This window comes from Streptomyces sp. NPDC017890, assembly GCF_044328675.1.
Classification (GTDB): Bacteria; Actinomycetota; Actinomycetes; order Streptomycetales; family Streptomycetaceae; genus Streptomyces.
Window position 1 is genome coordinate 170,915 of record NZ_JBIRHU010000010.1, and the last position, 25,733, is coordinate 196,647.

At 72.9% G+C, this 25,733-nt stretch carries 19 protein-coding genes; 8 read left to right on the plus strand and 11 right to left on the minus strand.

Annotated elements, in window-relative coordinates; translation table 11 throughout:
* Positions 1-116: 116 nt before the first annotated feature.
* The 5 genes from ACH4F2_RS15555 (at position 117) to ACH4F2_RS15575 (ending at position 6,609) form a co-directional block, all read left to right on the plus strand.
* Positions 117-1,514 (plus strand): PucR family transcriptional regulator, encoded by a 1,398-nt coding sequence (locus tag ACH4F2_RS15555; RefSeq protein WP_398133220.1) that lies wholly within the window; start codon positions 117-119, stop codon positions 1,512-1,514.
* A 218-nt stretch (positions 1,515-1,732) separates the two neighbouring features.
* Entirely contained in the window at positions 1,733-3,226 is a 1,494-nt protein-coding gene (locus tag ACH4F2_RS15560) for an ABC transporter substrate-binding protein (RefSeq protein ID WP_398133221.1), read from the plus strand.
* Positions 3,223-5,007, plus strand: a complete 1,785-nt coding sequence (locus ACH4F2_RS15565; RefSeq protein WP_398133222.1) for an ABC transporter permease subunit — start codon at positions 3,223-3,225, stop codon at positions 5,005-5,007. Before ACH4F2_RS15560 ends, ACH4F2_RS15565 begins: the two co-directional genes overlap by 4 nt.
* Positions 4,976-5,935: an ABC transporter ATP-binding protein gene (locus tag ACH4F2_RS15570; protein WP_398133223.1), complete on the plus strand. Its 960-nt coding sequence runs from the start codon at positions 4,976-4,978 to the stop codon at positions 5,933-5,935. Before ACH4F2_RS15565 ends, ACH4F2_RS15570 begins: the two co-directional genes overlap by 32 nt.
* Positions 5,932-6,609 (plus strand): ATP-binding cassette domain-containing protein, encoded by a 678-nt coding sequence (locus ACH4F2_RS15575; protein WP_398133224.1) that lies wholly within the window; start codon positions 5,932-5,934, stop codon positions 6,607-6,609. Before ACH4F2_RS15570 ends, ACH4F2_RS15575 begins: the two co-directional genes overlap by 4 nt.
* On the opposite strand, the gene ACH4F2_RS15580 is transcribed toward ACH4F2_RS15575, so the two are convergent.
* A complete protein-coding gene (locus tag ACH4F2_RS15580) occupies positions 6,596-7,180 on the minus strand; it encodes a TetR/AcrR family transcriptional regulator (protein ID WP_398133225.1) in 585 nt (194 codons plus the stop codon). The two genes, ACH4F2_RS15575 and ACH4F2_RS15580, sit on opposite strands and share 14 nt — an antisense overlap.
* Before the next feature lie 84 nt (positions 7,181-7,264).
* On the opposite strand from ACH4F2_RS15580, the gene ACH4F2_RS15585 reads away from it, so the two are divergent.
* Entirely contained in the window at positions 7,265-8,812 is a 1,548-nt protein-coding gene (locus tag ACH4F2_RS15585; protein WP_398133226.1) for an MFS transporter, read from the plus strand.
* A gap of 54 nt (positions 8,813-8,866) precedes the next feature.
* Here the strand turns inward: ACH4F2_RS15585 and serA are convergent, their stop codons facing one another.
* The 6 genes from serA to ACH4F2_RS15615 form a co-directional block, all read right to left on the minus strand.
* A complete protein-coding gene (serA, locus tag ACH4F2_RS15590) occupies positions 8,867-10,456 on the minus strand; it encodes a phosphoglycerate dehydrogenase (RefSeq protein WP_398133227.1) in 1,590 nt (529 codons plus the stop codon).
* Positions 10,457-10,723: 267 nt separating this feature from the next.
* A complete protein-coding gene (gene ilvC, locus ACH4F2_RS15595; RefSeq protein ID WP_030866292.1) occupies positions 10,724-11,722 on the minus strand; it encodes a ketol-acid reductoisomerase in 999 nt (332 codons plus the stop codon).
* 117 nt (positions 11,723-11,839) lie between these two features.
* Positions 11,840-12,364, minus strand: a complete 525-nt coding sequence (gene ilvN / locus ACH4F2_RS15600) for an acetolactate synthase small subunit (protein ID WP_398133228.1) — start codon at positions 12,362-12,364, stop codon at positions 11,840-11,842.
* Between the two features lie 21 nt (positions 12,365-12,385).
* Positions 12,386-14,227 carry an acetolactate synthase large subunit gene (locus tag ACH4F2_RS15605; protein WP_398133229.1) on the minus strand — a complete coding sequence of 614 codons (1,842 nt, stop codon included), beginning with the start codon at positions 14,225-14,227 and terminating at the stop codon, positions 12,386-12,388.
* 241 nt (positions 14,228-14,468) lie between these two features.
* Complete coding sequence (locus ACH4F2_RS15610; RefSeq protein ID WP_398133230.1) at positions 14,469-17,591, minus strand: putative bifunctional diguanylate cyclase/phosphodiesterase; 3,123 nt, start codon at positions 17,589-17,591, stop codon at positions 14,469-14,471.
* A 416-nt stretch (positions 17,592-18,007) separates the two neighbouring features.
* On the minus strand, positions 18,008-18,949 hold the full coding sequence (locus ACH4F2_RS15615; protein ID WP_398133231.1) for a 2-hydroxyacid dehydrogenase: 942 nt from the start codon (positions 18,947-18,949) through the stop codon (positions 18,008-18,010).
* Positions 18,950-19,024: 75 nt separating this feature from the next.
* Between ACH4F2_RS15615 and ACH4F2_RS15620 the strand changes: the two genes are divergently transcribed.
* Together ACH4F2_RS15620 and ACH4F2_RS15625 are read left to right on the plus strand one after the other, a co-directional pair.
* A complete protein-coding gene (locus ACH4F2_RS15620) occupies positions 19,025-20,023 on the plus strand; it encodes an aldo/keto reductase (protein WP_398133232.1) in 999 nt (332 codons plus the stop codon).
* Between the two features lie 95 nt (positions 20,024-20,118).
* Positions 20,119-21,288, plus strand: a complete 1,170-nt coding sequence (locus tag ACH4F2_RS15625; RefSeq protein ID WP_398133233.1) for a PQQ-dependent sugar dehydrogenase — start codon at positions 20,119-20,121, stop codon at positions 21,286-21,288.
* A 9-nt stretch (positions 21,289-21,297) separates the two neighbouring features.
* On the opposite strand, the gene ACH4F2_RS15630 is transcribed toward ACH4F2_RS15625, so the two are convergent.
* The 4 genes from ACH4F2_RS15630 to ACH4F2_RS15645 all read right to left on the minus strand — a co-directional run bounded on the left by ACH4F2_RS15630 (position 21,298) and on the right by ACH4F2_RS15645 (position 25,722).
* Positions 21,298-21,492, minus strand: coding sequence for a DUF6191 domain-containing protein (locus tag ACH4F2_RS15630; RefSeq protein ID WP_398133234.1), 195 nt, complete (start codon positions 21,490-21,492; stop codon positions 21,298-21,300).
* A gap of 38 nt (positions 21,493-21,530) precedes the next feature.
* Positions 21,531-24,614 (minus strand): AAA family ATPase, encoded by a 3,084-nt coding sequence (locus tag ACH4F2_RS15635; RefSeq protein WP_398133235.1) that lies wholly within the window; start codon positions 24,612-24,614, stop codon positions 21,531-21,533.
* Between the two features lie 104 nt (positions 24,615-24,718).
* Positions 24,719-24,904, minus strand: coding sequence for a hypothetical protein (locus tag ACH4F2_RS15640; RefSeq protein WP_398133236.1), 186 nt, complete (start codon positions 24,902-24,904; stop codon positions 24,719-24,721).
* A gap of 230 nt (positions 24,905-25,134) precedes the next feature.
* Positions 25,135-25,722, minus strand: a complete 588-nt coding sequence (locus ACH4F2_RS15645) for a hypothetical protein (protein ID WP_398133237.1) — start codon at positions 25,720-25,722, stop codon at positions 25,135-25,137.
* Between the last annotated feature and the right edge of the window lie 11 nt (positions 25,723-25,733).

The following is a 25,733-nucleotide window of genomic DNA, read 5'->3' on the forward strand; positions in this document are numbered from 1 at the left end:
GGGGACGGCACGGAGAACCACCGTGAAATCTAAGGATCCTCCCGATCGTCGGCCATCGACAGCTGTCACGCATCCGTGCCGCAGATCTCAGACAGATGTATGAGTGAGGCGCGCAAATGCGGCAGAATGCCCGGGTGACGACGGATTCCAGGGGTGACTACCAGGAGCTGGTCGACGAGATCTCCGAGCTGCTGGGCGCGCCCGCGACCCTGGAGAACCGCGACTTCGAGCTGATCGCCTTCGGCGCGTACGACAGCGAGGGCGACCTCGACCCCTCGGCCCTGGACCCGGTGCGCACCCGCTCGATCCTCACCCGGCGCTCCACGGCGGCGGTCCGGGCCTGGTTCGAGGGCTTCGGCATCACCCGCGCGAGGGGCCCGGTCCGCATTCCGCCGACCCCGGAGGCGGGGGTGTACCGGGGGCGCACCTGTCTGCCGGTACGCCATCGGGACGTCGTCCTCGGCTACGTGTGGCTCCTGGACACCGAGCCCGGCCCGACGGAGCCCCAGCTGACGGCGGCCATGGAGGTCACCGCCCGGATCGGCGCGCTCCTCGCGGACGAGGCGCAGCACGGCGCGGACCTGAGCCGGGAGCTGCGGGCGGTGCTGACCGCCGAGCGGGACTGGCAGCGGGACATGGCCGTGGCGGAACTGCGCACCGCGCTCGGCGCCCGCGCGGACACCCCGCACGCGGTGGTGTGCGTGGTCCCCTGGCCGTCGGCCGGCCCCGACGACGCGCCGTCGGTCCGTACGGTGCCGGGGGCGACGGCGCTGTGCACGATGCCGTGGGAGGGGGGCACCTCCCAGGCGCTCGGGCCCGGAGGGGCCGCGGGCCAGTCGCTGGCGCTGCTGGTGCGGCTGCGCTCGGTGGACGTGCCGGCCCCGGCGGCGTCGGCGGCGGGGCGGCTGCTGGAGCGGGCGAGAAGCGCCGGCGGGTCGGCCGACGCCCGGGCCGGCACCGCGGGCGGGACGGGGACCGGGGTGGGAGCCGGGGCGAGGACCGAGGCGGGAGCCGGGGCAAGGGCCGGAACGGGAGGCGGCAGAGGGACCGGGACGGGAGCCGGGGCCGGAACGGGAGCCGCCCGAGGGGCCGGGGCCGCGGCCGGGGTCGCGGCTGGGGTGTCCGCGCCGCGCATCGGCCTGGCGGAGCTGGGGGACGCCTGGCGTGAGGCGTCGGCGGCGGCCCGGGCGGCGCGCGCCGAGAGCCGGTTCGGCCCGGTCGCCGAGTGGACGTCCATCGGGGCGTTCCGCCTGCTGACCGCGTTGCCCGCGCGGTCCGCCCACGATCCCGCCGTACGCGTGCTGCTCTCCCCCGCCCACCGCGAACTGGCCCGCACCGCCGAGGTCTACCTCGACCGCGCGGGCCAGGCCGGCCGTACGGCCGCCGAGCTGGGTATCCACCGCCAGACCCTGTACTACCGCCTCTCCCGCGTCGAGCAGCTCACGGGCCTGGACCTGGACGAGGGCGAGGACCGGCTGCTGCTGCACATGGCACTGAAGAGCGCGCGTCTCTGACACACGGTCACGGCAGCGACACACGGTCACGGCTGCATTTCGGCCACACCTCGGGCACCCGGGGCGCTTCTCTCGGGGCGCTCCTCGGGGAGCCTCTCGGGGCGGCACCTCGGGGTGCTTCTCGGGATGCTTCCCGGAGTGCTTCTGAAAACGATTGTCATCGTGCTACGGTCATCCAACGCTCAACCTTTGACCGGCCCTTTACCCGGAGTGACCCCGTGCGCGTCCCCGCCCGCCTCCTGCCCCTCCCCGCGGCCCTCGCCGCCTCCGCCCTGCTCACCGGCTGCTTCGCGTCCACGGAGGCCACCGGCACCGGCGCGGACGGGGGCGAGCGCATCCGCGTCGCGATGATGCAGCCGCCCCGCTCGGGCCTGTCCCCGCTCTCCGACGACGCGTTCAAGCTGTCCCGCTGGTCCACGGCGGAGACGCTCGTGAAGCTGAACGCGGACGGCGACGCCGAACCCGCGCTCGCCACCGAGTGGAAGCAGTCCGGCCGGAGCTGGACCCTCACCCTCCGCGAGAACGTCACCTTCCACGACGGCACCGACCTGACCGCCGAGGCCGTCGTCCGCTCCCTCACCGAAGCGGCCACCGCCTCCCCCAAGCCCCGCATCCTGGACGGCGTCGAGCTGACGGTGGAGGAGGGGGACGCCGGCACCGTGGTCGTCACCACCGCCGAGGAGGACCCCCTGGTCCCGCAGCGGCTCAGCTCCCCGCAGCTGTCGGTCCTCGCGGCGAAGGCGTACCGGGGGAAGACGGTGGACCCGGTCGGCACCGGCACCGGCCCCTTCGAGCTGACCGAGGTCAACGGCACCTCCTCCGCCGCCCTCGACCGCTACGACGACTACTGGGGCGGCACGGCCAAGGCGCCCGGCATCGACGTGACGTTCGTGCCGGACGGCACCGCGCGTGCCGCCGCCCTGCGCAGCGGCGAGGCCGACATCGTCGAGGCGGTGCCCGTCTCGCAGGCCGCGCTGCTGGACGAGGAGCTGATCACCGAGGTGCCGATGCCGCGCACCAACACGCTGTACCTCAACACGGAGAAGGGCGCCTTCGCGGACCCGGCGCTGCGGGCGGCGGCCCGGGAGGCGATCGACGCCGAGTCGATCGTGAAGGGCGTGTACGAGGGGCGGGCCGACGTGGCAGAGGGGCTGCTCGGGCCCGCGCTGCCGTGGGCGTCCGGGCTGCGCGAGCCGGTGCGGCGGGCGCAGGCGGGCGACCCCTCAGGGAAGAGCATCACCATCGGCACGTTCACCGACCGGGCCGAGCTGCCCGAGGTGGCCGCCGCGCTGCAACAGCAGCTGAAGAAGGCCGGGTTCCAGGTGAAGCTCGAGGTCCGCGAGTACGCCAACATCGAGTCCGACGCCCTGGCGGGCGCGTTCGACGCGTTCATCCTCTCCCGCGCCACCGTCCTCGACTCCGGCGACCCGGCCGCCTACCTCTACAGCGACTTCGCCTCCGACGGCTCCTTCAACATCTCCCAGCTCGCCGACCCGGCCGTGGACAAGGCCCTGCACAAGGCGGGCACCACCCCGACCGGTGACGCCCGGCGCCGGGCCGTCGTCGACGCGGAAGCCGCCGTGCTCGCCACCGACGCGGCCGTGCCGATGCTGCACGAGCGCGTGATCCAGGGCGACGCCGCCGACGTGGTCGGCGCGGCCCACGACCCGCGCGAGCGGGAACTGGTCACGCTCGACACGCACGTCGAGTGAGGCCGACCGCAGCGGGGGTGACGCGCGCAGTCTCCCTCGTCGCCGTGCTGGCCGCCGTCGGCCTGCTGCCCTGGCTCTCCGGCCGGGACCCGGCGCTGACCGTGCTGCGCGCCCGGTCCGCCGAGCAGGAGCCGACCGAGGAGGCGCTGTCCGCGATCCGCCGGGACCTCGGCCTGGACGCCGGCCCGTTCTCCCTGCTGGGCGACTGGGCGGGCGGGCTGCTCCGCGGCGACCTCGGCACCTCGTGGGTGTCGGGGACCGAGGTCCTGCCGTCCGTCGTCTCCGGGCTCCAGGTGTCGCTGGGGCTGATGGCCGCAGCGCTGGCGGTAGCGGTGCTGCTGGCGGTGGCTCTGGTGGCGCCCGTACTGGTGCGGGGGCGGGGGTCGGCCGGGGCGTTCGCCGCGATGGCGGCCGCCGTCCCCGAGTTCCTGCTGGCGACGGTCGGGTTGCTGGTGTGCGGGGTGTGGCTGGGGTGGCTGCCGACGTCCGGCTGGCAGGGGCCCGAGTACCTGGTCCTGCCCGCCGTCGCGCTCGGCGTCCCGGCGGGCGGCCTCCTCGGGCGGCTGGTCGCGGACGCGCTGCCCGCCGTACTGGACGAACGGTGGGTGGAGCTGTGGCGGGGCGCGGGAGTGAGCCGTGCCCGCGTCTCGGCCGCCGCGCTGCGCCGCGTACTGCCGCCGCTGGTCCCGCAGTTCGGGATGGTCGCCGTCGGACTGACGGGCGGCGCGGTCGCGGTGGAGACGGTGTTCGCGGTGCCCGGCATCGGGCGTACGGCGCTGGGGGCGGCCAAGTCGCAGGACCTGCCGCTGCTCCAGGGGGCCGTCCTCGCCCTGCTCGCCCTGGGCCTGGTCACCGGCGCGCTGGCCGCCCTCGTACGACGCCGGCTGCTGGGCCCCGCCCTGCGCGACGCCGGTCTCTCGCTGCCCCCGGCCCGCCCGGTCCGGGCGCACCCGGCGGTCCCGGCCGTCCTCGCCGCCGTCCTGCTGGCGGCGATCGGCTGGGGCCTGCTGCGCGACCCGTACGCGGTGGACACGACCGCCCGGCTGGCCGCGCCCTCCTGGGCGTACCCGCTGGGCACCGACGGGCTCGGCCGCGACGTGCTGGCCCGGCTCGGGCACGGGGCCGCCTCGACGGTCGGCACGGCGGCGGCCGTCTGCCTGCTGAGCCTGCTGGCCGGGCTGGCGCTGGGCTTCTGCCCGGGGATCGCGGCGGGCGCGGCGGACATCGCCAACGCCCTGCCGCCCGTGATCGTCGGCATCCTGGTCGCGGCGGCCGCCGGTCCCGGCACCGGCGGCGCGGCCCTCGCCGTCGCGCTGATCTCCTGGCCGCCACTGGCCGCGCACGCGGCGGCGCTGGTGCAGGAGGTGCGGGCGTCGGCGTTCCTGACCGCGCAACGCGCCATCGGCGCACCACCGCTGTGGATCCTCACCCGGCACGTCCTGCCGTCCGTCGCCGCCCCGGTCGCCCGCCACGCCCTCCTCCGGCTGCCCGGCATCGCGCTCGCCCTGGCCTCCCTGGGCTTTCTGGGCCTGGGCGCACAGCCGCCCGCCCCCGAGTGGGGACTGCTGCTGGACGAGTCCCGCGCCTACATCGAACGCGCCCCCTGGGCGGCCCTGGCCCCGGCTGTCGCCCTCGCCCTGCTGGCGGGGCTGGCGGTGTCGGGAGCGGCGCTCGCACGGGGACGCGGTTCCCGCCGTGGCCCACGCTCCACGACCGCTTCCCGCCCCGCTCCCCGGAAGGAGACCGCCGATGCCACCCGAGCCCCTGCTGTCCGTGTGTGACCTGCGTATCGCCTTCGGTCCGGCACAGGCCGTGCGCGGCCTGTCCTTCGACCTGCGCCCGGGCGAGGTCCTGGGCGTCGTCGGGGAGTCGGGCGCGGGCAAGTCCCTCGTCGCCCGCGCACTGCTGGGCATGGTGCCGCGGGGCGCGAGCACGAGCGGGAGCGTCCGGTTGCGGGGGGCTGCCGACCTCGCCGCCGAGCGCGGGCGGCGGATCGCCCTCGTCCCCCAGGACGCCCTGTCCGCCCTCTCCCCCGTCCACCCGGTCGGCGACCAGCTCGCCGCCGCCGTACGGTCGGTGCGCCGCGTCTCCCGCAAGGAGGCCCGGGCCCGGGCGGTGGCGGCCCTCGACCGGGTCGGCATCCCCGACGCCGTCCGCCTGGCGCGGGCCTACCCGCACGAGTACTCGGGCGGTATGCGGCAGCGCGCGGTGATCGCCATGGCGACGGTCAACGAGCCGGACGTGGTCGTCGCCGACGAACCGACCACCGCGCTGGACGAGGAGCGCCGCGATCAGGTGCTGCGCGTGCTCGCCGAGCAGCGGGAGGCGGTGGGTGCCGCCCTGGTCCTGGTCACCCACGACCTGGACGTCGTACGCGGCCACGCGGACCGCGTGCTGGTGATGTACGCCGGACGGACGGTCGAACTCGGGCAGGCCGAGCGGGTGCTGTCCCGCCCGCGTGCCCCGTACACGGCGGGCCTGCTGGCCTCGCTCCCGCAGGACGGCCCCCGACGCCGCCGCCTCCCCGCCCTCCCCGGCACCCCTCCCTCCCCGGACGCCCTCGGCCCCGGCTGCGCCTTCGCCCCGCGCTGTCCACTGGCGGCGGACCCGTGCCGGACGGCCGACCCCGTGCCGCAGACGGTGGACGGCCGGCTGGTCGCCTGCCACCGCGCGGCCGAGATCCCCGAACCCATCAGGGAGTTCGCGTGAACGACTTCCTCGACGTCCGCGACCTGGTCGTCCGCTACGGTCCGGTGACCGCCGTGGACCACGTCTCCTTCACCCTGGACGCCGGTGAGACCCTCGCCCTGAACGGCCCCTCCGGCTGCGGCAAGTCCTCCACCGCCCTGGCGGTGCTCCAGCTGCGCCGGCCGGACGGCGGCGAGGTCCGCTTCGAGGGACGGGAGCTGACGGGCCTGTCCGAGCGCGAGCTGCGGCCGCTGCGCCCTCGCATGCAGCCCGTCTTCCAGGACCCCTACGGCTCGCTCAGCCCCCGCCACCGCGTCCGCGACGCGGTCGCCGAGCCGCTGAAGGTGCAGGGCCGCTGGAATGCGGCCGACGGCCCGGACCGGGTGGCCGAACTGCTCGACCGGGTCGGCCTGGACCCGGCGTACGGCGACCGCCGCCCGCACGAGCTCTCCGGCGGCCAGTGCCAGCGCGCGGGCATCGCCCGCGCCCTCGCCTCCGAGCCCCGCCTGCTGGTCCTCGACGAACCGGTGTCGGCGCTGGACGCCTCGGTGCGGGCCGGGGTGCTGAACCTGCTCGCCGACCTCCAGGACGAGCTGGGCCTCGGCTACCTGTTCATCTGCCACGACCGGGCCGTCGTACGGCATGTCGCGGACCGGGTGGTCGAGATGCGGGACGGGCGGATCAGCTCCGGTTGACGGCCTCGACCACCCGGCGCAGTCCTTCGGCGAGCTGCTCCGCCTCGGGCGCGCTCTTCGGATCGAAGGTCCACTGGGCGATGAGTCCCGTCATCAGGGTCACGTAGAACAGGCCGACGGTGTCCGCGGTCTCGTCCGAGACGTCCTCCTCCCGGCCCCCCATGAGCGAGGGGACGAGCCCCCGCCCCGCCTCCCGCTGGGCGCGCGCCAGGTGGTCGCGCACCTCCGGCATCCGGTCGCCCATGACCAGGACCTCCATGCTGAGACGCCACAGCGAGCCGGGCTCCCGCATGGTGCCGATGATGTTGGCCCACACTCCCTGGAACCGCTCGACCGAGCCGGGTTCGGTGTCGCGCACGACGCTTCCGTCCCCCTCGAAGGCGTCGCCCATCCCCTCGACCAGCGACACGTACGCCTGCGCGAGCAACGCGTCCTTCGACCCGTAGTGGTAGCCGATCGACGCCAGGTTGGTGCCCGACTCCTTGACGATGTCCCGCGCGGTCGTGCGCGCGAAGCCCTTCTCCAGCAGGCAGCGCTTCGCGCCTTCGAGCAGATCCTCACGGTGTCCCATCGGACCACTCTACCCCGCGATCCATACAACTGTCCTATACGAGCGTACTAGACAGATGTATAATACGTACGTACAGTCACCGCCATGACACCGAACCCGCCCCGCGCCGGCCGCCGTGAGTGGACCGCGCTGACCGTGCTGATGCTCCCGCTCCTCCTGGTCTCGATGGACGTCTCCGTCCTCTACTTCGCGGTCCCCGAGATCAGCGCGGACCTGGAGCCGAGCGGCACCCAGCAGTTGTGGATCTTCGACATCTACGGCTTCGTACTGGCTGGCCTGCTGGTGACGATGGGCTCGCTGGGCGACCGCGTCGGCCGCCGCAAGCTGCTCCTCATCGGTGCGGCCGCCTTCGGCGCCGCCTCACTGCTCGCGGCCTACGCGCACAGTGCCGAGACGCTGATCGCGGCCCGCGCGGCCCTCGGCATCGGCGGCGCGACGCTGATGCCGACCACGATGGCGCTGGTCCGCACGATGTTCACCGACCCCGCCCAGCGGGCGAAGGCGATCGGGCTGTGGTCCGGGGTGATGACGGCCGGGATCGCACTCGGCTCGGTGATGAGCGGCGTTCTCGTCGAGCACTTCTGGTGGGGCTCGGTCTTCCTGGTCAACCTGCCCGCGATGGCCCTGCTGCTGGTCCTCGGGCCGGCGCTGCTCCCCGAGTCGAAGAACCCCTCCCCCGGCCGCTTCGACCTGCTGAGCGTCCCCCTGTCGATGGCAGCGGTCCTGCCCGTCATCTACGGACTGAAGGAGCTCGCCGCCGAGGGCTGGAACGTCCGGTACGTCGTCTCGATCACCGTCGGCCTGCTGTTCGCCGCGCTGTTCGTGCAGCGCCAGCGCACCTCGGCCTCGCCGATGATCCCCCCCGCCCTCTTCCGCGGCCGCGGCTTCACCCCGGCGCTCGTCCTCAACACCGTGTCGGCCTTCGGAATGATGGGCTCGGCGTACTTCACCACCCAGTACCTGCAGTCGGTCCTGGGCAAGAGCTCGCTGGAGGCCGCGCTGTGGAGCCTGCTGCCGTCGGTGCTCATCGGTGCCGCCGCACCGGTCGCCGCCCAGCTGGTCCAGCGGGGCGTCGAGCGCGCGTACGTGGTGACGGGCGGTTTCCTCATCTCGGCCGGCGGATACGGGCTGCTGGCCCTGGCCGACACGGACTCGCTGTGGCTGGTGCTGGCCGCGTGCGGTGTCCTGGCCGCCGGCATCGTCATCGTGATGTCCCAGCTCACCGACCTGGCCCTGAGCTCTGCCCCGGTCGAGAAGGCGGGCGCGGCCTCTTCCCTGCTGGAGACCGGCACCGAGTTCGGCGGCGCCCTGGGCATGGCCGCCCTCGGTTCCATCGGTACGGCCCTCTACCGTCACGGCATGCCGTCGGACGCTCCCGCTCCGGCCCGGGAGACCCTGGGCGGCGCCCTGGCCGTCGCCGCCGAACTGCCGGGGCGCGCGGGAGACGCCCTGACGACGGCGGCACGGGAGGCGTTCACCGACGGAATGCGGGGTGCCGCGCTCGCCGCGGCGCTGCTGCTGGTCGTGGCGGCCGGACTGGCGGCGGCGGGACTGCGGCGCATCCGGGTGCGGGAGGAGGCGGACACGGAAAACGCCGGACAGGCTGATCGGCTCAGCCCGTCCGGCGTGTGAGGACGAGCCCGTTCAGGGCGAACGGGGGTCCGGGGGCGACGCCCCCGGGTCACGTCAGACCAGGTTCACCGAACGGGCCGACGTCGCGCCGATCTCCGCCGAGACCTCGGCCAGCACCCCGGAGGGCACCGTGTCGTCGACGGTCAGCACGGCCAGCGCCTCGCCGCCGACCGTCGCGCGGGCGACCTGCATGCCGGCGATGTTGATGCCGGCCTCGCCGATGACGCGGCCGACGGTGCCGACGACGCCGGGACGGTCCTCGTAGCGCAGGACGACCATGTGGTCGGCGAGGGCGAGGTCCACGTCGTACTCGCCGACGGCGACGAGCTTCTGAAGGTGCTTCGGGCCGGCCAGCGTGCCGGAGACCGACACCTCCTCGCCGTCCGAGAGGGTGCCGCGCACGGTGACGACGTTGCGGTGCTCCGGGGACTCCGAGCTGGTGGTCAGCCGGACCTCGACGCCGCGCTCCTGGGCGAACAGCGGGGCGTTGACGTAGGAGACCGTCTCGTCGACGACGTCCTCGAAGACGCCCTTGAGCGCGGAGAGCTCCAGCACCTTCACGTCGTGCTGGGTGATCTCGCCGTAGACCTCGACGTCGAGGCGGACGGCGACCTCGCCGGCGAGCGCGGTGAAGATGCGGCCGAGGCGCTCGGCGAGCGGCAGGCCCGGCTTGACGTCCTCGGCGATGACGCCGCCCTGCACGTTGACCGCGTCGGGGACCAGCTCACCGGCGAGGGCCAGGCGCACCGACTTGGCGACGGCGATGCCGGCTTTCTCCTGGGCCTCGTCGGTGGAGGCGCCGAGGTGCGGGGTGCAGACGACCTGGTCGAACTCGAACAGCGGCGAGTCGGTGCAGGGCTCCTTGGCGTACACGTCCAGGCCGGCGCCGGCGACGCGGCCCTCCTTGAGCGCCGAGTACAGCGCCTCCTCGTCGACGATGCCGCCGCGCGCGGCGTTGACGATGCGGACGCTCGGCTTGACCTTGCGCAGCGCCTCGTCGCCGATCAGGCCGAGGGTCTCGGGCGTCTTGGGCAGGTGGACGGTGATGAAGTCGGAGACCTCGAGCAGCTCGTCCAGCGACAGCACCTTGACGCCCATCTGCGCGGCCCGGGCGGGCTGCACGTAGGGGTCGTAGGCGACGACCTTCATACCGAAGGCCGACATGCGCTGCGCGACGAGGGCGCCGATGCGGCCGAGGCCGACGACGCCGAGGGTCTTCTCGGCCAGCTCGACACCGGTGTACTTGCTGCGCTTCCACTCGCCGTTCTTCAGCGCGGCGTTGGCCTGCGGGATATTGCGGGCGGTCGCGACGAGCAGACCGCAGGCCAGCTCGGCGGCGGTCACGATGTTGGAGGTCGGGGCGTTGACCACCATCACGCCGGCCTTGGTGGACGCGGAGACGTCCACGTTGTCCAGGCCGACACCGGCGCGGGCGACGACCTTGAGCTTCTTCGCGGCGGCGATGGCCTCGGCGTCGACCTTGGTCGCGGAGCGGACCAGGATCGCGTCCACGTCGGCGATGGCGGGGAGCAGCTCGGCCCGGTCCGCGCCGTTGCACTGGCGGATCTCGAAGTCGGGGCCGAGCGCGTCCACGGTCGCGGGCGACAGCTCTTCAGCGATGAGTACGACGGGTTTCGAGCTCACGTGAGTCCTCACAAGTCCAATGCGGACGGCCGTCCCGACGGCCGCATGCGGTGGAGGGTTGGTGGCCGCGTGGAAGACGCACGACGCTGTGGGCCTGACGCGTATGTTGTCAGCAGTCTAGTGGCGTGGCGGAGGTCGTCCTGCGCCTTGGCGGAAGGATCACCCGTCCGTGGCTGGACGAGTTGGACAACGCCGCCCCCACGACGTTACCCGGGGTTAGCCGAGGGGGCCGGAGCGGTGTGCTCCGGCCCCCTCGGCCATGAGGTCTTACGCCTCTTCGTCGACCCAGCTCATGAGCTTGCGCAGCTCCTTGCCGGTGGTCTCCAGCAGGTGCTCGGAGTCCTGCTGCTTGTACTCGTTGTACTTCTTCAGACCGCCGTGGTACTCGTCCATCCAGTTCTTGGCGAACGTGCCGTCCTGGATCTCGGCGAGGACCTTCTTCATCTCGGCCTTGGTGGCGTCGGTGATGATCCGCGGGCCGGTGACGTAGTCGCCCCACTCGGCGGTCTCGGAGATCGACCAGCGCATCTTCTCCAGGCCGCCCTCGTACATGAGGTCCACGATCAGCTTCAGCTCGTGCAGGCACTCGAAGTACGCGATCTCCGGCTGGTAGCCGGCCTCGGTCAGCGTCTCGAAGCCCGCCTTGACCAGCGCGGCCGTACCACCGCACAGGACGGCCTGCTCACCGAACAGGTCGGTCTCGGTCTCCTCGGTGAAGGTCGTCTTGATGACGCCGGCGCGGGTGCCGCCGATGCCCTTCGCGTACGACAGGGCCAGCGCGAAACCGTTGCCCGTGGCGTCCTGCTCGACGGCGGCGATGCAGGGAACGCCGCGGCCCTCCTCGTACTGACGGCGCACCAGGTGGCCCGGGCCCTTCGGGGCGACCATGCAGACGTCCACGCCGGCCGGGGGCTTGATGAAGCCGTAGCGGATGTTCAGGCCGTGGCCGAAGAACAGGGCGTCGCCGTCCTTCAGGTTGTCCTTGATGTGCTCCTCGTAGACCTGGGCCTGGATCGGGTCCGGGACGAGGATCATGATGACGTCGGCCTCGGCGGCGGCCTCCGCCGGGCTCACCACGCGCAGGCCCTGCTCCTCGGCCTTGGCCTTGGACTTGGAGCCCTCGTGCAGACCGACGCGCACGTCGACGCCGGAGTCGCGCAGCGACAGGGCGTGGGCGTGGCCCTGGCTGCCGTAACCGATGACCGCGACCTTGCGGCCCTGGATGATGGACAGGTCGGCGTCGGCGTCGTAGAACAGCTCGGCCACTGGGTTCTCTCCTTGTGTGCAGGTGTCGCGTCCCACCGTATGCCGGTGGGCGGAAGGAAGTTTCGGGGTCTCGGAATGCGGGCGGCCGACATACGCGCCGACCGCCCGTTTCCGACGTTATGCGGACCGGTCGAGTGCGCGCAGCGAGCGGTCCGTGATCGAACGGCCGCCGCGGCCGATGGCGATCGTGCCGGACTGGACGAGCTCCTTGATGCCGTACGGTTCCAGCATCTTGAGCATCGCGGACAGCTTGTCACTACTGCCGGTGGCCTCGATGGTGACGGCCTCCGGGGAGACGTCGACGGTCTTGGCGCGGAAGAGCTGGACGATCTCGACGATCTGGGAGCGCGTCTCGTTGTCGGAGCGCACCTTCACCAGGACGAGTTCACGCTGGACGGCCTGGGCGGGCTCCAGCTCGACGATCTTGAGCACGTTGACCAGCTTGTTGAGCTGCTTGGTGACCTGCTCGAGCGGGAAGTCCTCGACGCTCACCACGATGGTGATGCGGGAGATGTCGGGGTGTTCGGTGACGCCGACGGCGAGGGAGTCGATGTTGAAGCCGCGGCGGGAGAAGAGGGCGGTGATGCGCGCCAGGACGCCGGGGGTGTTCTCCACCAGGACGGAGAGCGTGTGCTTGGACATGGTCTCTTCGGTCTCTCTCGCTCAGTCGTCTTCGTTGTCGCCGAAGTCGGGGCGGACGTCCCGGGCGGCCATGATCTCGTCGTTGGAGGTGCCGGCGGCGACCATCGGCCACACCATCGCGTCCTCGTGGACGATGAAGTCGACGACGACGGGGCGGTCGTTGATCGAGTTCGCCTCCTCGATGACCTTGTCGAGGTCGGCGGGGTCCTCGCAGCGGATGGCGTAGCAGCCCATGGCCTCCGACAGCTTCACGAAGTCGGGGACGCGGGTGCCGCGGGCCTGGGGGTTGACGTCCTCGGGGCCCGAGTGCAGCACGGTGTTGGAGTACCGCTGGTTGTAGAACAGGGTCTGCCACTGGCGGACCATCCCGAGGGCGCCGTTGTTGATGACGGCGACCTTGATCGGGATGTTGTTCAGGGCGCAGGTGGTGAGTTCCTGGTTGGTCATCTGGAAGCAGCCGTCGCCGTCGATCGCCCAGACGGTCTGCTCGGGCGCGCCGGCCTTGGCACCCATGGCGGCCGGGACGGCGTAGCCCATGGTTCCGGCTCCGCCGGAGTTCAGCCAGGTGGCGGGCTGCTCGTACTTCACGAAGTGCGCGGCCCACATCTGGTGCTGGCCGACGCCGGCCGCGAAGATCGTGCCCTCCGGTGCCAGCTGCCCGATGCGCTCGATGACCTGCTGCGGGGAGAGCGAACCGTCCTCGGGCTGGTCGTAGCCGAGGGGGTAGGTGTCGCGCCAGCGGGACAGGTCCTTCCACCAGGCGCTGTAGTCACCCTGGTTGCCCTCGCTGTGCTCCTTCTGGACGGCCTGCACGAGGTCGGCGATGACCTCGCGGGCGTCGCCGACGATCGGCACGTCGGCGGCGCGGTTCTTGCCGATCTCGGCCGGGTCGATGTCGGCGTGGACGATCTTGGCGTACGGGGCGAAGCTGTCCAGCTTGCCGGTGACGCGGTCGTCGAAGCGGGCTCCGAGGGCGACGATCAGGTCGGCCTTCTGCAGCGCGGTGACGGCGGTGACCGCACCGTGCATGCCCGGCATTCCCACGTGCAGCGGGTGGCTGTCGGGGAACGCGCCGAGCGCCATCAGGGTGGTGGTGACGGGCGCTTGGGTGAGTTCGGCGAGGACCTTCAGCTCGGCGGTCGCCTGCGCCTTGAGGACGCCGCCGCCGACGTAGAGCACGGGGCGCTTCGCGGCGGTGATGAGCTTGGCCGCCTCGCGGATCTGCTTGGCGTGCGGCTTGGTGACCGGGCGGTAGCCGGGCAGGTCCATGACCGGCGGCCAGGAGAAGGTGGTCCTCTTCTGGAGGATGTCCTTGGGGATGTCGACCAGGACCGGTCCGGGGCGGCCGGTGGAGGCGATGTGGAACGCCTGCGCGATCACCCGCGGGATGTCCTCGGCCTTGGTGACGAGGAAGCTGTGCTTGGTGATCGGCATGCTGATGCCGACGATGTCCGCCTCCTGGAAGGCGTCCGTGCCGATCGCGGAGGACACCACCTGCCCGGTGATCGCGACCAGCGGCACGGAGTCCATGTTGGCGTCGGCGATCGGGGTGACCAGGTTGGTGGCGCCGGGTCCCGAGGTCGCCATGCAGACGCCGACCTTGCCGGTGGCCTGCGCGTAGCCGGTGGCCGCGTGACCCGCGCCCTGCTCGTGGCGGACCAGGACGTGGCGCACCCTGGTGGAGTCCATCAGCGGGTCGTAGGCCGGAAGGATCGTGCCACCGGGAATGCCGAATACGGTGTCGGCGCCGACCTCCTCGAGCGAGCGAATGAGGGACTGCGCACCCGTGACGTGCTCGGGGGCGGACTGTCCTCCGGATCGGGGCCGGGGCTGCGGGTGAGCCCCGGTGGCCTGCTCGGTCATCGGCATTCTCTTCTCGATGCTGAGGGTTTTTGCGAGGTTTGTACGAAGTGCGGATGCTGCTCGGCAGGTGCCTGTGCAACAAAAAACCCCTCGTGCCATAGGCAAGCGAGGGGAGCGCGTCGGGTGTGGGGCGCTGGTCGTCCGGGTCGGTCCGGACGTCACCAGCTCAGCCGACGCGCTTTCCAAGTACGAGAATTCGGGTGCGCATGGCACTGACCCTCCCCCCGGCACGCACCCACTGTCAAGTGGGTGGGACGGGAGTCTCATCATGTGAGCGGAGGGCCGTGCCACCACCCAGGACGGCGGGCAGCCCGGCGGGGGCGACACCGCCGACGACCTGACCGGCGGCGTTGCCGATGCCGGGGCCGACGCCCGTACCGGCCCCCGCGCCGCCTGCCGTGCCGACACCCTTCGCGTACACGCCCGCGCCACCGGCCGCGAAGGCCGGTTCGGCCGGTCCGTGCGGCACCGGATAGTGGCCGGTGCCGAGCACTCTGCGCAGCCGGTACTCGTCCAGTGGTCCGGAGAACGCCATGCCCTGCCCGTGCGTGCAGCCCATCGCGCGCAGGGCGACGATCTGCTCGGGCAGGTCCACCCCGTCGGCCACGGACTTCAGCCCGAGGTCGGTGGCGATGCGCAGCAGACCACTGGTGATCTTGTGCAGCCGCGCCGACTCCACCACGCCCTCGACCAGGCCGCGGTCGAGCTTGAGGACGTCCACGGGGAGTCGCCGCAGCGCGGTGATCGCCGCGTAACCGCTGCCGAAGCCGTCCAGGGCGACGCGGACGCCCACCCTCCGCAGGGCGTTCAAGCGGCGGTCGAGTTCGTCCAGACCGACCCGTGGGTCGATGTCCGACAGCTCGATCACAAGAGAACCGGGGGGAAGTCCGTGCCGGGTCAGCAACGCCTCCACGGACCCCAGCGGCATGGACCGGTCCAGCAGCCGACGGGCGCCGACGCGTATGGCAACGGCCACCGGCAGTCCGGCCCCCGCGCGTTCGGCGGCCTGTTCCACGGCCTCCTGGAGCACCCAGCGGTCCAGTTCGGCGGTCTTGTCGCCGCCCTCGGCCACGCGCAGGAACTCGGCGGGGGTGAACAGCACCCCCTGCGAGGAGCGCCAGCGCGCCTGCGCGCAGACCGACGTGATCCGGCCGTCCGTCAGGGAGACCACCGGCTGGTGCAGCAGCGCGAACTCGCCGTCGTGCAGCGCGGCTCTCAGGCGCGTGGCCAGCTCGGCCTTGCGTACGACGTCCTGCTGCATCTGCGGCCGGTACAGCTCGACCCGCCCCTTGCCGGCCGCCTTGGCGCGGTACATCGCGAGGTCGGCGTTGCGCAGCAGCTCGCCCGCGCCGAGGCCCGGTTCGGCGAAGGCGACCCCGATGGAGGCGTTGACCCGGACGTCACTGCCGTCGATGAGGTAGGGCTGCGAAAGGGTCATCCGGAGACGGTCGGCGAGTTCCAGGATGTGCCCCTCGCGGGCGGCCCGGTCCCGGGCGCCGTCCCCGACGATCAGGGCCGCGAACTCGTCGCCGCCCAGCCGGGAGGCGGTGTCCCCCTTGCGGACGGCCTCGTGGAGTCTGCGGGCGGCCTGCACGAGCAGCTCGTCGCCGGCCTGGTGTCCGATGGTGTCGTTGACGGCCTTGAAGCCGTCGAGGTCGATGAAGAGCACCGCCGTGCCGCGCAGGGCGGCACCGCGGTCGGAGGCACGGCGGCCGGACAGGGCCTGCTGGACGCGCCGGGTGAACAGGGCGCGGTTGGGCAGGTCGGTCAGCGGGTCGTGTTCGGCGTTGTGCTGGAGCTGCGCCTGGAGGCGCACTCTCTCGGTCACGTCCCGGCTGTTGAAGATCAGGCCCCCGTGGTGGCGGTTGACGGTGGACTCGACGTTGAGCCAGCCGCCCTCCCCGGAGCGGAAGCGGCACTCGATGCGGGTGGTGGGTTCCTCGACCGGGCTCGCGGCGAGGAACCGGCGTACCTCGTGCACCACGCAGCCGAGGTCCTCCGGGTGGATGAGACCGGCCAGCTCACTGCCCACGAGCTCCTCTGCCGGGCTTCCGTAGACCCCGGCGGCGGCCGGGGAGACGTAGCGGAGGATGCCGTTGGGCGCGGCGATCATGATGACGTCGCTGGAGCCCTGCACCAGGGAGCGGAAGTGGTTCTCCTTCTGGGCCAGTTCCTGGGTGAGGGTGATGTTGTCGAGCAGCATGATGCCCTGGCGCACGACGAGCGCGAGCACCACGGTGCCACCGGTCAGCAGCACCACTCGGTCGACGCTGCGGCCGTTGAGGACGTTGTAGAGGATGCCCAGCGTGCAGACCGCGGCGGCCAGGTACGGCGTGAGCGCGGCCAGGGACCCGGCGATGGGACGGGTGGCCGGGTAGCGGCCGCGCTCGCCCCCGGGCCCCGGCACGGTCAGGGGCACGGAGGTGGACTCGTGGCCGGCGGCACCGCGTGGTCCGGGCACGTCCTCGCGCGTCACGCCGGTGTGCCCGTCAAAACCTTCCTCGTCGGACGGCCGCCCGCGCCGGGTCGCCGCCCAGGGGGCGTACGCGAGCAGCAGGGAGCCCGCGAACCAGCCCGCGTCGAGCAGTTGGCCGGAGCGGTAGTTGTTGTGCAGCAGTGGGGAGGTGAACAGGGCGTCGCACATCACCGTCAGGGCGAGCGCGCTGACGGCGGTGTTGACGGCCGACCTGCAGACGGGCGAGCGCCTGAAGTGCAGCGCGAGCACCATGCTGACCAGTGCGATGTCGAGCAGCGGGTACGCCACCGAGAGCGCGGACCGTGCCACGCTGGACCCGCCCCCGGCCTTCGCCGCCTGGGCGAGCGCCAGGCTCCACGCCAGGGTCAGCAGCGATCCGCCGATCAGCCAGGCGTCGAGGCCGAGGCAGATCCAGCCGGCCTTCGTCACCGGCCGTTTGGCCAGCACCAGAAGCCCCACGATGGCGGGCGGCGCGAAGCACAGGAAGAACAGGTCCGCGTAGCTGGGGCTGGGCACGGGCTGACGCAGGACGACCTCGTACCACCCCCAGACCAGGTTGCCCAGGGCCGCCATCGCCGAGGAGAGGGCGAACAGCAGCCAGGCCGGTCGGAAGCGGACGCGGCGCCCGCGGGCGTAGAGGAAACAGGAGACGGCTGCGGCAGTCGCGGCGGCGCTCAGCCCGAAGTCGCCCATGATCTTGGCGACGTAGTCCGAACCCCAGCCGAGTGCGGAACCGACGGCGTATCCCGCGCAGACCAGGGCCAGCGCGAGCTGGCGGACGAGGGCCGGTCCGGCGACGGCAGCCGACGGCCGGGGCGGCGGCGGCCCGGGGGTGGGCTGCGTCCGCAGCGCACCGTCCAGGGTGGGCACGGGGGACGGCGGACTCACCGGGGCCTCCCGGTCCGCACCGCTCCCGCGTCCCCCGGTCCCCGGTGCGGCGGGTGGTGCTGCCCGCGCCCGCTCGGCCGGCGCCGGTGAGGGCCGTACTGACCGTGGTGACCGTCGGGGCGGCCGCGCTGACCGCGTCTGCGCGTGGCCATGATCGTGGTCGTGGTCGTGCGCCAGGGTCGTCGGCGGCGGCTCCGCCGCGTCGGGTCGTTCGTCCATAGGCCGTGCATCGCCCGTCGCCCCCCTCACAGTCTGAGATGTCCATCCCCGGCGCCGAACGGTGCGCGGCGCATCCCCTGTCGGACGATACACCAGGATCGTCACTCAGGGACATAGGTCCTCTACGCTCCGTGACGACCAGCGGATATGCGCGTACCCTGCGCATCCGAGGAGTCGCGGAGGGTACCTGAAACGGATTACGCGCCCGTCGTCAACATCACGTTGCGCAGCGGCTCCTGGTTCACGAAACGGCTCAACTGGTCAACCAGCAGCCGCTTGGCGCGGGGCAGGAAGGCGGAGGTCGGCCCCCCTGCATGCGGGCTGACGAGTACGCCCGGAGCCTGCCACAGGGGATGGCCCGGCGGCAGCGGTTCGGGGTCGGTCACGTCGAGGGCGGCGGTGAGGCGGCCGCTCTCCAGTTCGGCGAGCAACGCCTTCGTGTCGACGACGGGGCCGCGCGCGACGTTGACGAGCAGGGCGCCGTCCTTCATCCGGGCCAGGAAGTCCGCGTCGACCAGGCCGCGGGTGGCCTCGGTGAGCGGTGTGGAGAGGATGACGACGTCGGCCTCCGGGAGCAGCGCGGGGAGTTCGGTGAGTGGGTGCACCGGACCGCGCGCCGTGGTGCGGGCGGAGCGCGCGACGCGCACCACCGGCGCGACCTCGAACGGCACGAGCCGGTCCTCGATCGCGGCGCCGATCGATCCGTACCCGACGACGAGGACCTTCCGGTCGGCGAGCGCGGGCCGGAACCCGCCGAGCCACTCGCCCCGGTCCTGCGCCCGGACGAAGTCGGGGATGCCGCGCAGTGACGCCAGGATCAGGGCGAGGGTGAGTTCCGCGGTGCTGGCCTCGTGCACGCCGCGCGCGTTGCACAGCCGTACGCCCGCGGGCAGGTGCTTCAGCCCGGGCTCCACGTGGTCGATGCCGGCGGAGAGGGTCTGGACGACCCGGAGGGAGCGCATCCGAGGCAGCGGGCGTACGCCGATCCCGCTGGGCTTCATGTAAGGGACGACGTAGTACGCGCAGTCGGCCGGGTCGGCGGGGAAGGTCTCCTCGCCGTTCCAGTAACGGTAGACGGGGCCCTCGGGGAGGCCCTCTATGTCGTCCGGCGGGATGGGCAGCCACACGTCAGGAGTCATGGTCGGGAGGCTACGTCAGGGGCGCGGAAGGGCAGAGGTTAGGTTGGGTGGCCTGACGAGGGAGGGTCACGACCGGTGGAGCGCAGGACGATCGGCGCGACGGCACTCGCGGTGGGGGCCGTCGGACTGGGGTGCATGCCGATGAACTGGGCGTACAGCGCGTCGCGGCAGCGCGGCGAGGAGTCCGTCAGGGCGGTGCACCGGGCCCTCGACCTGGGTGCTTCACTGCTGGACACGGCGGACATGTACGGCCCGTTCACCAACGAGCTGCTGCTGGGGCGGGTGTTGAAGGAGCGCCGGTCCGAGGCCTTCGTGTCGACCAAGGTCGGTCTGCTGGTGGGTGATCAGCACATCGTGGCCAACGGCCGCCCCGGCTATGTGAGACGTGCCTGCGACGCCTCGCTGCGCCGGCTGCAGACGGACGTCATCGACCTCTACCAACTGCACCGCGCCGACCCCGAGATACCCGTCGAGGAGACCTGGGGCGCGATGGCGGAGCTGGTCCGGGCCGGGAAGGTACGGGCGCTCGGGCTCTGCGCGGTCGGCGCCCGGTCGGCCCGGCGGCCGGGGGCGCGGCTGCACGACGCGACGATCCGGCAGCTGGAGCGGGTGCAGCAGGTCTTCCCGGTGAGCGCGGTGCAGGCCGAGCTGTCGGTGTGGTCGCCGGAGGCGTTGCGGACGCTGCTGCCGTGGTGCGTGACGCGCGGTGTCGGTTTCCTCGCCGCGATGCCGCTCGGCAACGGCTTCCTGACCGGCACGCTGACGCCCGGGCAGGGCTTCGAACCGGAGGACCTGCGCGCCCGGCACCCCCGCTTCACCGCCGAGATGATGGCCGCCAACCAGCCGATCGTGGCCGGGCTGCGCCGGATCGCGGCACGGCACGGCGACGGGGTCACACCGGCACAGGTGGCGCTGGCCTGGGTGCTCGCGCAGGGCAGGCACGTGGTGCCGGTGCCGGGCACCAAGCGGGAACGCTGGGTGACCGAGAACGCGGGCGCGGCGCGGCTGCGGCTGACCGAGCGGGACCTGGCGGAGGTGCGTGGGCTGCCGACGGCGCAGGGGTCGTGGGAGTGACGCGCGCCTGATTGCCGGGTTCGGAATTCGGCGATCGGGAACTTGAAGGGCGCGTGCGGTGTATGACAAGGAGAACCCGCCGCGTCGAAGGGACCATGATCGTGCAACGTCGAGCCGTGTCGGCCGTGTTGACCGCCGCCGCCCTGCTGCTGACGGCCGGCTGCTCCTCCGACGACGGAGATCCGTCGGGCGCGGACGCGAGTACCGGCCCGAGCCGTACGGCGGCGCAGTCGTCCCCCCCGGGCTCGGCCGCCGAACAGACGCCGCCCGCGAAGGGCTCCGTCAAGGTGGTCCGTACGGTCGCCACGGGGCTGGCGAGTCCCTGGGGCCTGGCTCCGCTGCCGGGCGGTGACCTGCTGGTCTCCTCCCGTGACGAGGCCACGGTCACCCGGGTCGACGAGAAGACGGGCGAGAAGACCGAGCTGGGCGAGGTACCGGGGGTGTCGCCGTCCGGCGAGGGCGGCCTCCTCGGCATCGCCCTCTCCCCCGACTACGCCTCGGACCGGATGGTCTACGCGTACTTCACCTCGGCCTCCGACAACCGCATCGTGCGCATGCGGTACGACGAGAAGAGGCCGTCCGGTGAGCAGCTGGGCGCACCGGACACGGTGTTCCGGGGCATCCCCAAGGGCGTCGTCCACAACGGCGGGCGGATCGCGTTCGGACCCGACGGGATGCTCTACGCGGGCACGGGCGAGAGCGGTGACACGGGCCTGTCCCAGGACAAGGAGTCCCTCGGCGGGAAGATCCTGCGGATGACGCCGGACGGTGACCCGGCGCCCGGCAACCCCTTCCCCGACTCCGCGGTGTACTCGTACGGCCACCGGAACGTGCAGGGGCTGGCCTGGGACGACAAGCAGCGGCTGTTCGCGGCGGAGTTCGGACAGAAGACCTGGGACGAGCTGAACGCGCTCAGGCCGGGCGACAACTACGGCTGGCCCGAGGCGGAGGGCGAGTCCGGCGGCTCGGAGTTCCACGACCCCCTCGCCCAGTGGAGCACCGACGAGGCCTCCCCCAGCGGCATCGCCCACGCCGAGGGCTCCGTGTGGATGGCGGGCCTGCGCGGCGAGCGGCTGTGGCGCGTGCCGCTGAAGGGCACGGAGGCCGCGGCCGACCCGCAGGCGTTCCTGGAGGGCGAGTACGGCCGGCTGCGCACGGTGGTGGCGGCGGGCGGCGACAGGCTGTGGCTCGTGACCAGCAACACGGACGGCCGGGGCGACGCCAAGGGCGGCGACGACCGGATCCTGGAGCTGCGGGTGACGTAGGCGCCGCCGTCACTCGTCCTCTGGGGAGGTCTCCGTCTCCGCGGGACGTGGCAGGTGGACGACGACCTTGCCCGAGGTGAGGTCTATCGGGCCGCGGCCCCGGTCGCCGTCACCGACGTCCTCGCGGGTCAGTTCCAGTCGGTTCTGCTCGTCGCGGGTGTGTTTGCGGCCCGGGGAGAAGAGTTCCTCGAATGCGTTGAACACGGAGCCTCCGTCGGTCGGCGTCCCGTCCAGCGTAAGCCTCACTCCGCGGAACGGGACGTGAGCCGTTCGGCCGGGAACAGCGCCAGCCGGTGGGCCATCGCCGCCGCCTCGCCGCGGCCGGAGACGCCGAGCTTGGCCAGGATGTTGGAGACGTGGACGCTGGCCGTCTTCGGGGAGATGAAGAGTTCCTCCGCTATCTGGCGGTTGGTCCGGCCGTCGGAGACCAGGCGCAGGACGTCGCGTTCCCGGTTGGTGAGGCCCAGCGCCTCGACCGGATCGGCGGGTACGGCCGGCTCGGTGGCGCGGCCCAGCGTGATGCGGGCGCGCTGCGCGAGCAGGGCCGCCGCGTCGGCCAGCGGCCGGGCACCGAGGTGGCGGGCGACGGTGAGGGACAGACGGAGCAGTTCCGTGGCGCGGGCGCGCTCGTCCTCGCCGCCGGCCGCCAGCAGGGCGCCGGCCAGCCGGTGCCGGACACGGGCGAGTTCGTAGGGCCGCTCCAGGCACTCGAAGGCGGTGACCGCCTCCGACCAGGTCTGCGGGGTGTCGCGGTCCTCGGCGCGGTGGAGTTCCGCACGGACCCACTTCTCGTGGGCGAGCCAGACCGGGGCGCCCGTCGCCAGGGACTTGGCGGTCCTGGCGAGGCGTTCGAGCACCTCGGCGCGGCCCTCGTCGGCGGCCGGCAGACCGCGTGCGTCGGCCTCGGCCTCGGCGGCGGACAGCAGCAGGGGCCAGCCGTAGCGCTGGGTGCCGGGCGGGAAGCCCGCGTCCAGGGCCCGGGCGAGTTCGGCACGGGCATCGAGGATGCGGCCCTCGGCGGCGGCGAGGCCGAGGGTGAGGGCGGCCAGCGGCAGTCGGTGCTGCGGCATGGGGTCGTGCGTGCCGTAGGCGGCGCGGGCCTCGGCGAGCAGCCGGGCGGCCTCGGCCGTCTCGCCGCGGGCGAGTGCGAGGGCGGCGCGTTTGAGGGCGGCGCCGCCGCGTGGTGCCGGACTCCGGCCCGGGGCTCTGGCCCTGTCCGCGGCCTCGACGGCCTCGTCCCAGCGGCCGAGGGAGATGAGCGTCTCCGCGAGGTTCCCCCAGACCCAGGCCTCGGATTCCAGCAGGCCCATCCGCCGGGTCAGTTCGACGCCCTCGCGCAGGATGCCGAGTGCCTCCTGGGAGCGGCCGACGCTCTCCAGGACCGAGGGCAGGTTGATGTGGCTGCGGGCCACCACGGCGGACCGCCCCTGCGCCACCACCAGGTCTCTGACCTGGTGCATCTCCGCGAGGCCCGCGTCGATGTGTCCCGCGTCGACCATCAGGCCGCCCAGGGTGAGCCGGGCGTTGAGCTCGATGTCGTCGGCGCCCACCATGCGCGCGTACTCGACGGCCCGCTCCGCGGCGGTCACGGCGTCGGGGCCGGGGTTGTGGAGCATCGACCAGTTGGCGGCCATGGCGAGCACCTCGGCGTGCACCTCGGAGGGCGGCAGTCCGCGGACCAGTTCCTGGGCGATGCCGAGCTCCCGCCAGCCGTCGCCGCGGCCCTGGGCCTGGACCAGCAGTGAGCGCTGCGTCCAGAACCAGGCGGCACGCTGCGGGTCCCGGCCGCACGCGTTCGCCCCGGCGGCCTCCTGCTCGTCCTCCAGCAGGCGCAGGGCCCGCTTGGTGATCTTCATGGCGCGTTCGCGCTCCCCGCACAGCCGCCCGGCGACGGCGGCCTCGGCCATCAGGTCCAGGTAGCGCAGGGGCTTGGTGGCGGGGTCGCAGCCGCAGGGAGGGTAGACCTCGGTGTAGTCGACGGGGCGCAGGGTGGCGCGTACGTCGTCGGGGGCGGAGTCCCACAGTTCCATGGCGCGCTCCAGCAGTCGCAGCTGCTCGGAGTAGGCGTGGCGGCGGCGGGCCTCGACGGAGGCGTCCAGTACGGCGGGCAGGGCCCTGGCGGGGTCGTGGGCGTGGTACCAGTAGCTGGCCAGGCGCATCACGCGCTCGGCGGCCGGCACCAGTGTCGGATCGGCGTCGAGGGCTTCTGCGTAGCGGCGGTTGAGGCGGGAGCGCTCGCCGGGCAGCAGGTCGTCGCCGACTGCCTCGCGGACCAGGGAGTGGCGGAAGCGGTAGCCGTCGCCGTCGGGCGCGGGGAGCAGGAGGTTGGCGTTCACGGCGGCCCGCAGTGCCTCGATGAGGTCGTCCTCGGCGAGCCGGGCGACGGCGGCGAGCAGCCGGTACTCGACGGTGGAGCCGCCCTCGGCGACGATCCGGGCGACCCGCTGCGCGCTCTCGGACATGGCTTCGACGCGGACCAGGAGCAGGTCGCGCAGGGAGTCGGTGAGGCCGGCGCAGCAGCCCTCGTGGGCGGCGACGGCGAGTTCCTCGACGAAGAAGGCGTTGCCGTCGGAGCGTTCGAAGATCTCGTCGACCTGGAGCGGGTCGGGTTCGTGCGCGAGGATGCCGGCGATCTGGCGGCACACCTCGTCCCGGGTGAAACGGCCGAGTTCGAGGCGGCGGACGGTGCGCAGCCGGTCGATCTCGGCGAGCAGGGGGCGCAGCGGGTGGCGGCGGTGGATGTCGTCGGAGCGGTAGGTGGCGAGGACGACGAGGCGGCCGGTGCGCAGGGTGCGGACGAGGTAGGCGATCAGGTGGCGGGTGGAGGCGTCGGCCCAGTGCAGGTCCTCCAGGACGAGGACCACGGTGTGCCGGGCGGCGACGCGCTCCAGCAGGCGGGCGGTGAGTTCGAAGAGGCGGGCCATGCTCTCCTCGTCGTGCCGGCCGCCGCCGGCGCCCGGGGCGGTCTCGCCCAGCTCGGGCAGCAGCCGGGCCAGTTCCTCCTCCTGCCCGGCGGCAGCGGCGGCCAGTTCCCCGGGCAGTTGGCGGCGCAGTGCGCGCAGGGCGGTGGAGAAGGGCGCGAACGGCAGCCCGTCGGCGCCGATCTCGACGCAGCCGCCCAGCGCGACGACGGCGTCCTGCCGGCGTGCGGCGGCGGCGAACTCCTCGACGAGGCGGGTCTTGCCGACCCCTGCCTCGCCGCCGAGCAGCAGTGCCTGCGGCTCGGCGGTGTCGGCGCGCACGAGCGCGTCCTGCAACGTGTCCAGTTCGCCGGCTCGGCCGACGAACACGGGACTCACGGACCTGGTCTCCACGGACGAGAGCATCGCACGCGGGTCCGACAACGGGGCGGCGGGTCGCGGGAGGAGGGCGGCGGGCGGAACGGCGACGGGGAGGGCGGCCCTGCGGCCGCCCTCCCCGCTCCCCCGGCTCACGCGGCCCGGGCGAACCGGTGCCGGCGGAACCTGGACGTATGGCTCTCCGCCGGGGCGGCACCGCGGCGGGTTTCCCGGCGGGCGGCGCGACGGGCGCGGACGGCCTCGCGGACCAGCCGGGCCGCGTCGGCGCGGCGGATGAGTTCTGCGGAACGGGTCTGCTGGAGGTCGTACTCGAACATGGTGTGTCCCTCGGTGAGGCGTCGGTGCCGGCTTCGGATTCGGTTCCGGTGCCGGCTTCGGCTTCGCTCGGTTGCGATGCCTCAACCTTCGTCTCCCAGGGGGGTGTGCCACATCGGGTGAGTTCCGCATCTTCGGCACCCGGTCGGGGCCTTAGACATGCGTGAGGGGTCTTAGGGCGTGCGCCAGGGGCGCGCCGTTGCCCTAAGACCCCTCAGAGGCCGCGTAAGCGTCAGCCCACGGCGGGCACGTCCAGGATGACGTTGGTGTACTTGAGCACGGCCAGGACCAGACCGATCACGCCCAGCGCGACACCGGCCCAGGAGACCGACTTGATCCACGCGGCCTGCGGCTTGCCGGGCACGCCGAACGCGGGCCGGACCAGCACCACGACGCCGACGATCAGCGCGATCAGCGCGAAGACGCCACCCCAGAGCGCGGTGGCCTGCCAGGCGTCGCCGTAGCCCCTTTCGAGCATGTCCTGCACGTTCGAGGACGAGGACGTCTCGAGTTGTCCGAAGACCGACTCGCGGTTGGAGGCGACGGTGCCGACCCAGCTCCCCGTCAGCGAGACGAGGCCGAGCCCCGCGGAGACGACGGCGCCCGCACCCTGGCCGACGCCGGTGGAGTCCTCGTTCTCGGTGGTGGCGGAATCGGCGTCGTCCGTCGCTTCGGCATCCGTCGTGGCGTCGTCCTCGGCGGCGTCCGGGGTCCCGGCCTCGGCGTTCTCGGCCTGGGCGCTCTCAGGGGCCTCGGCCGCCTCGTCCGTCTTGTGCAGGTCGGTCTTCACGCCGGTCTCGTCCACTGTCTTCGTTCCCATGTCTCGCACCG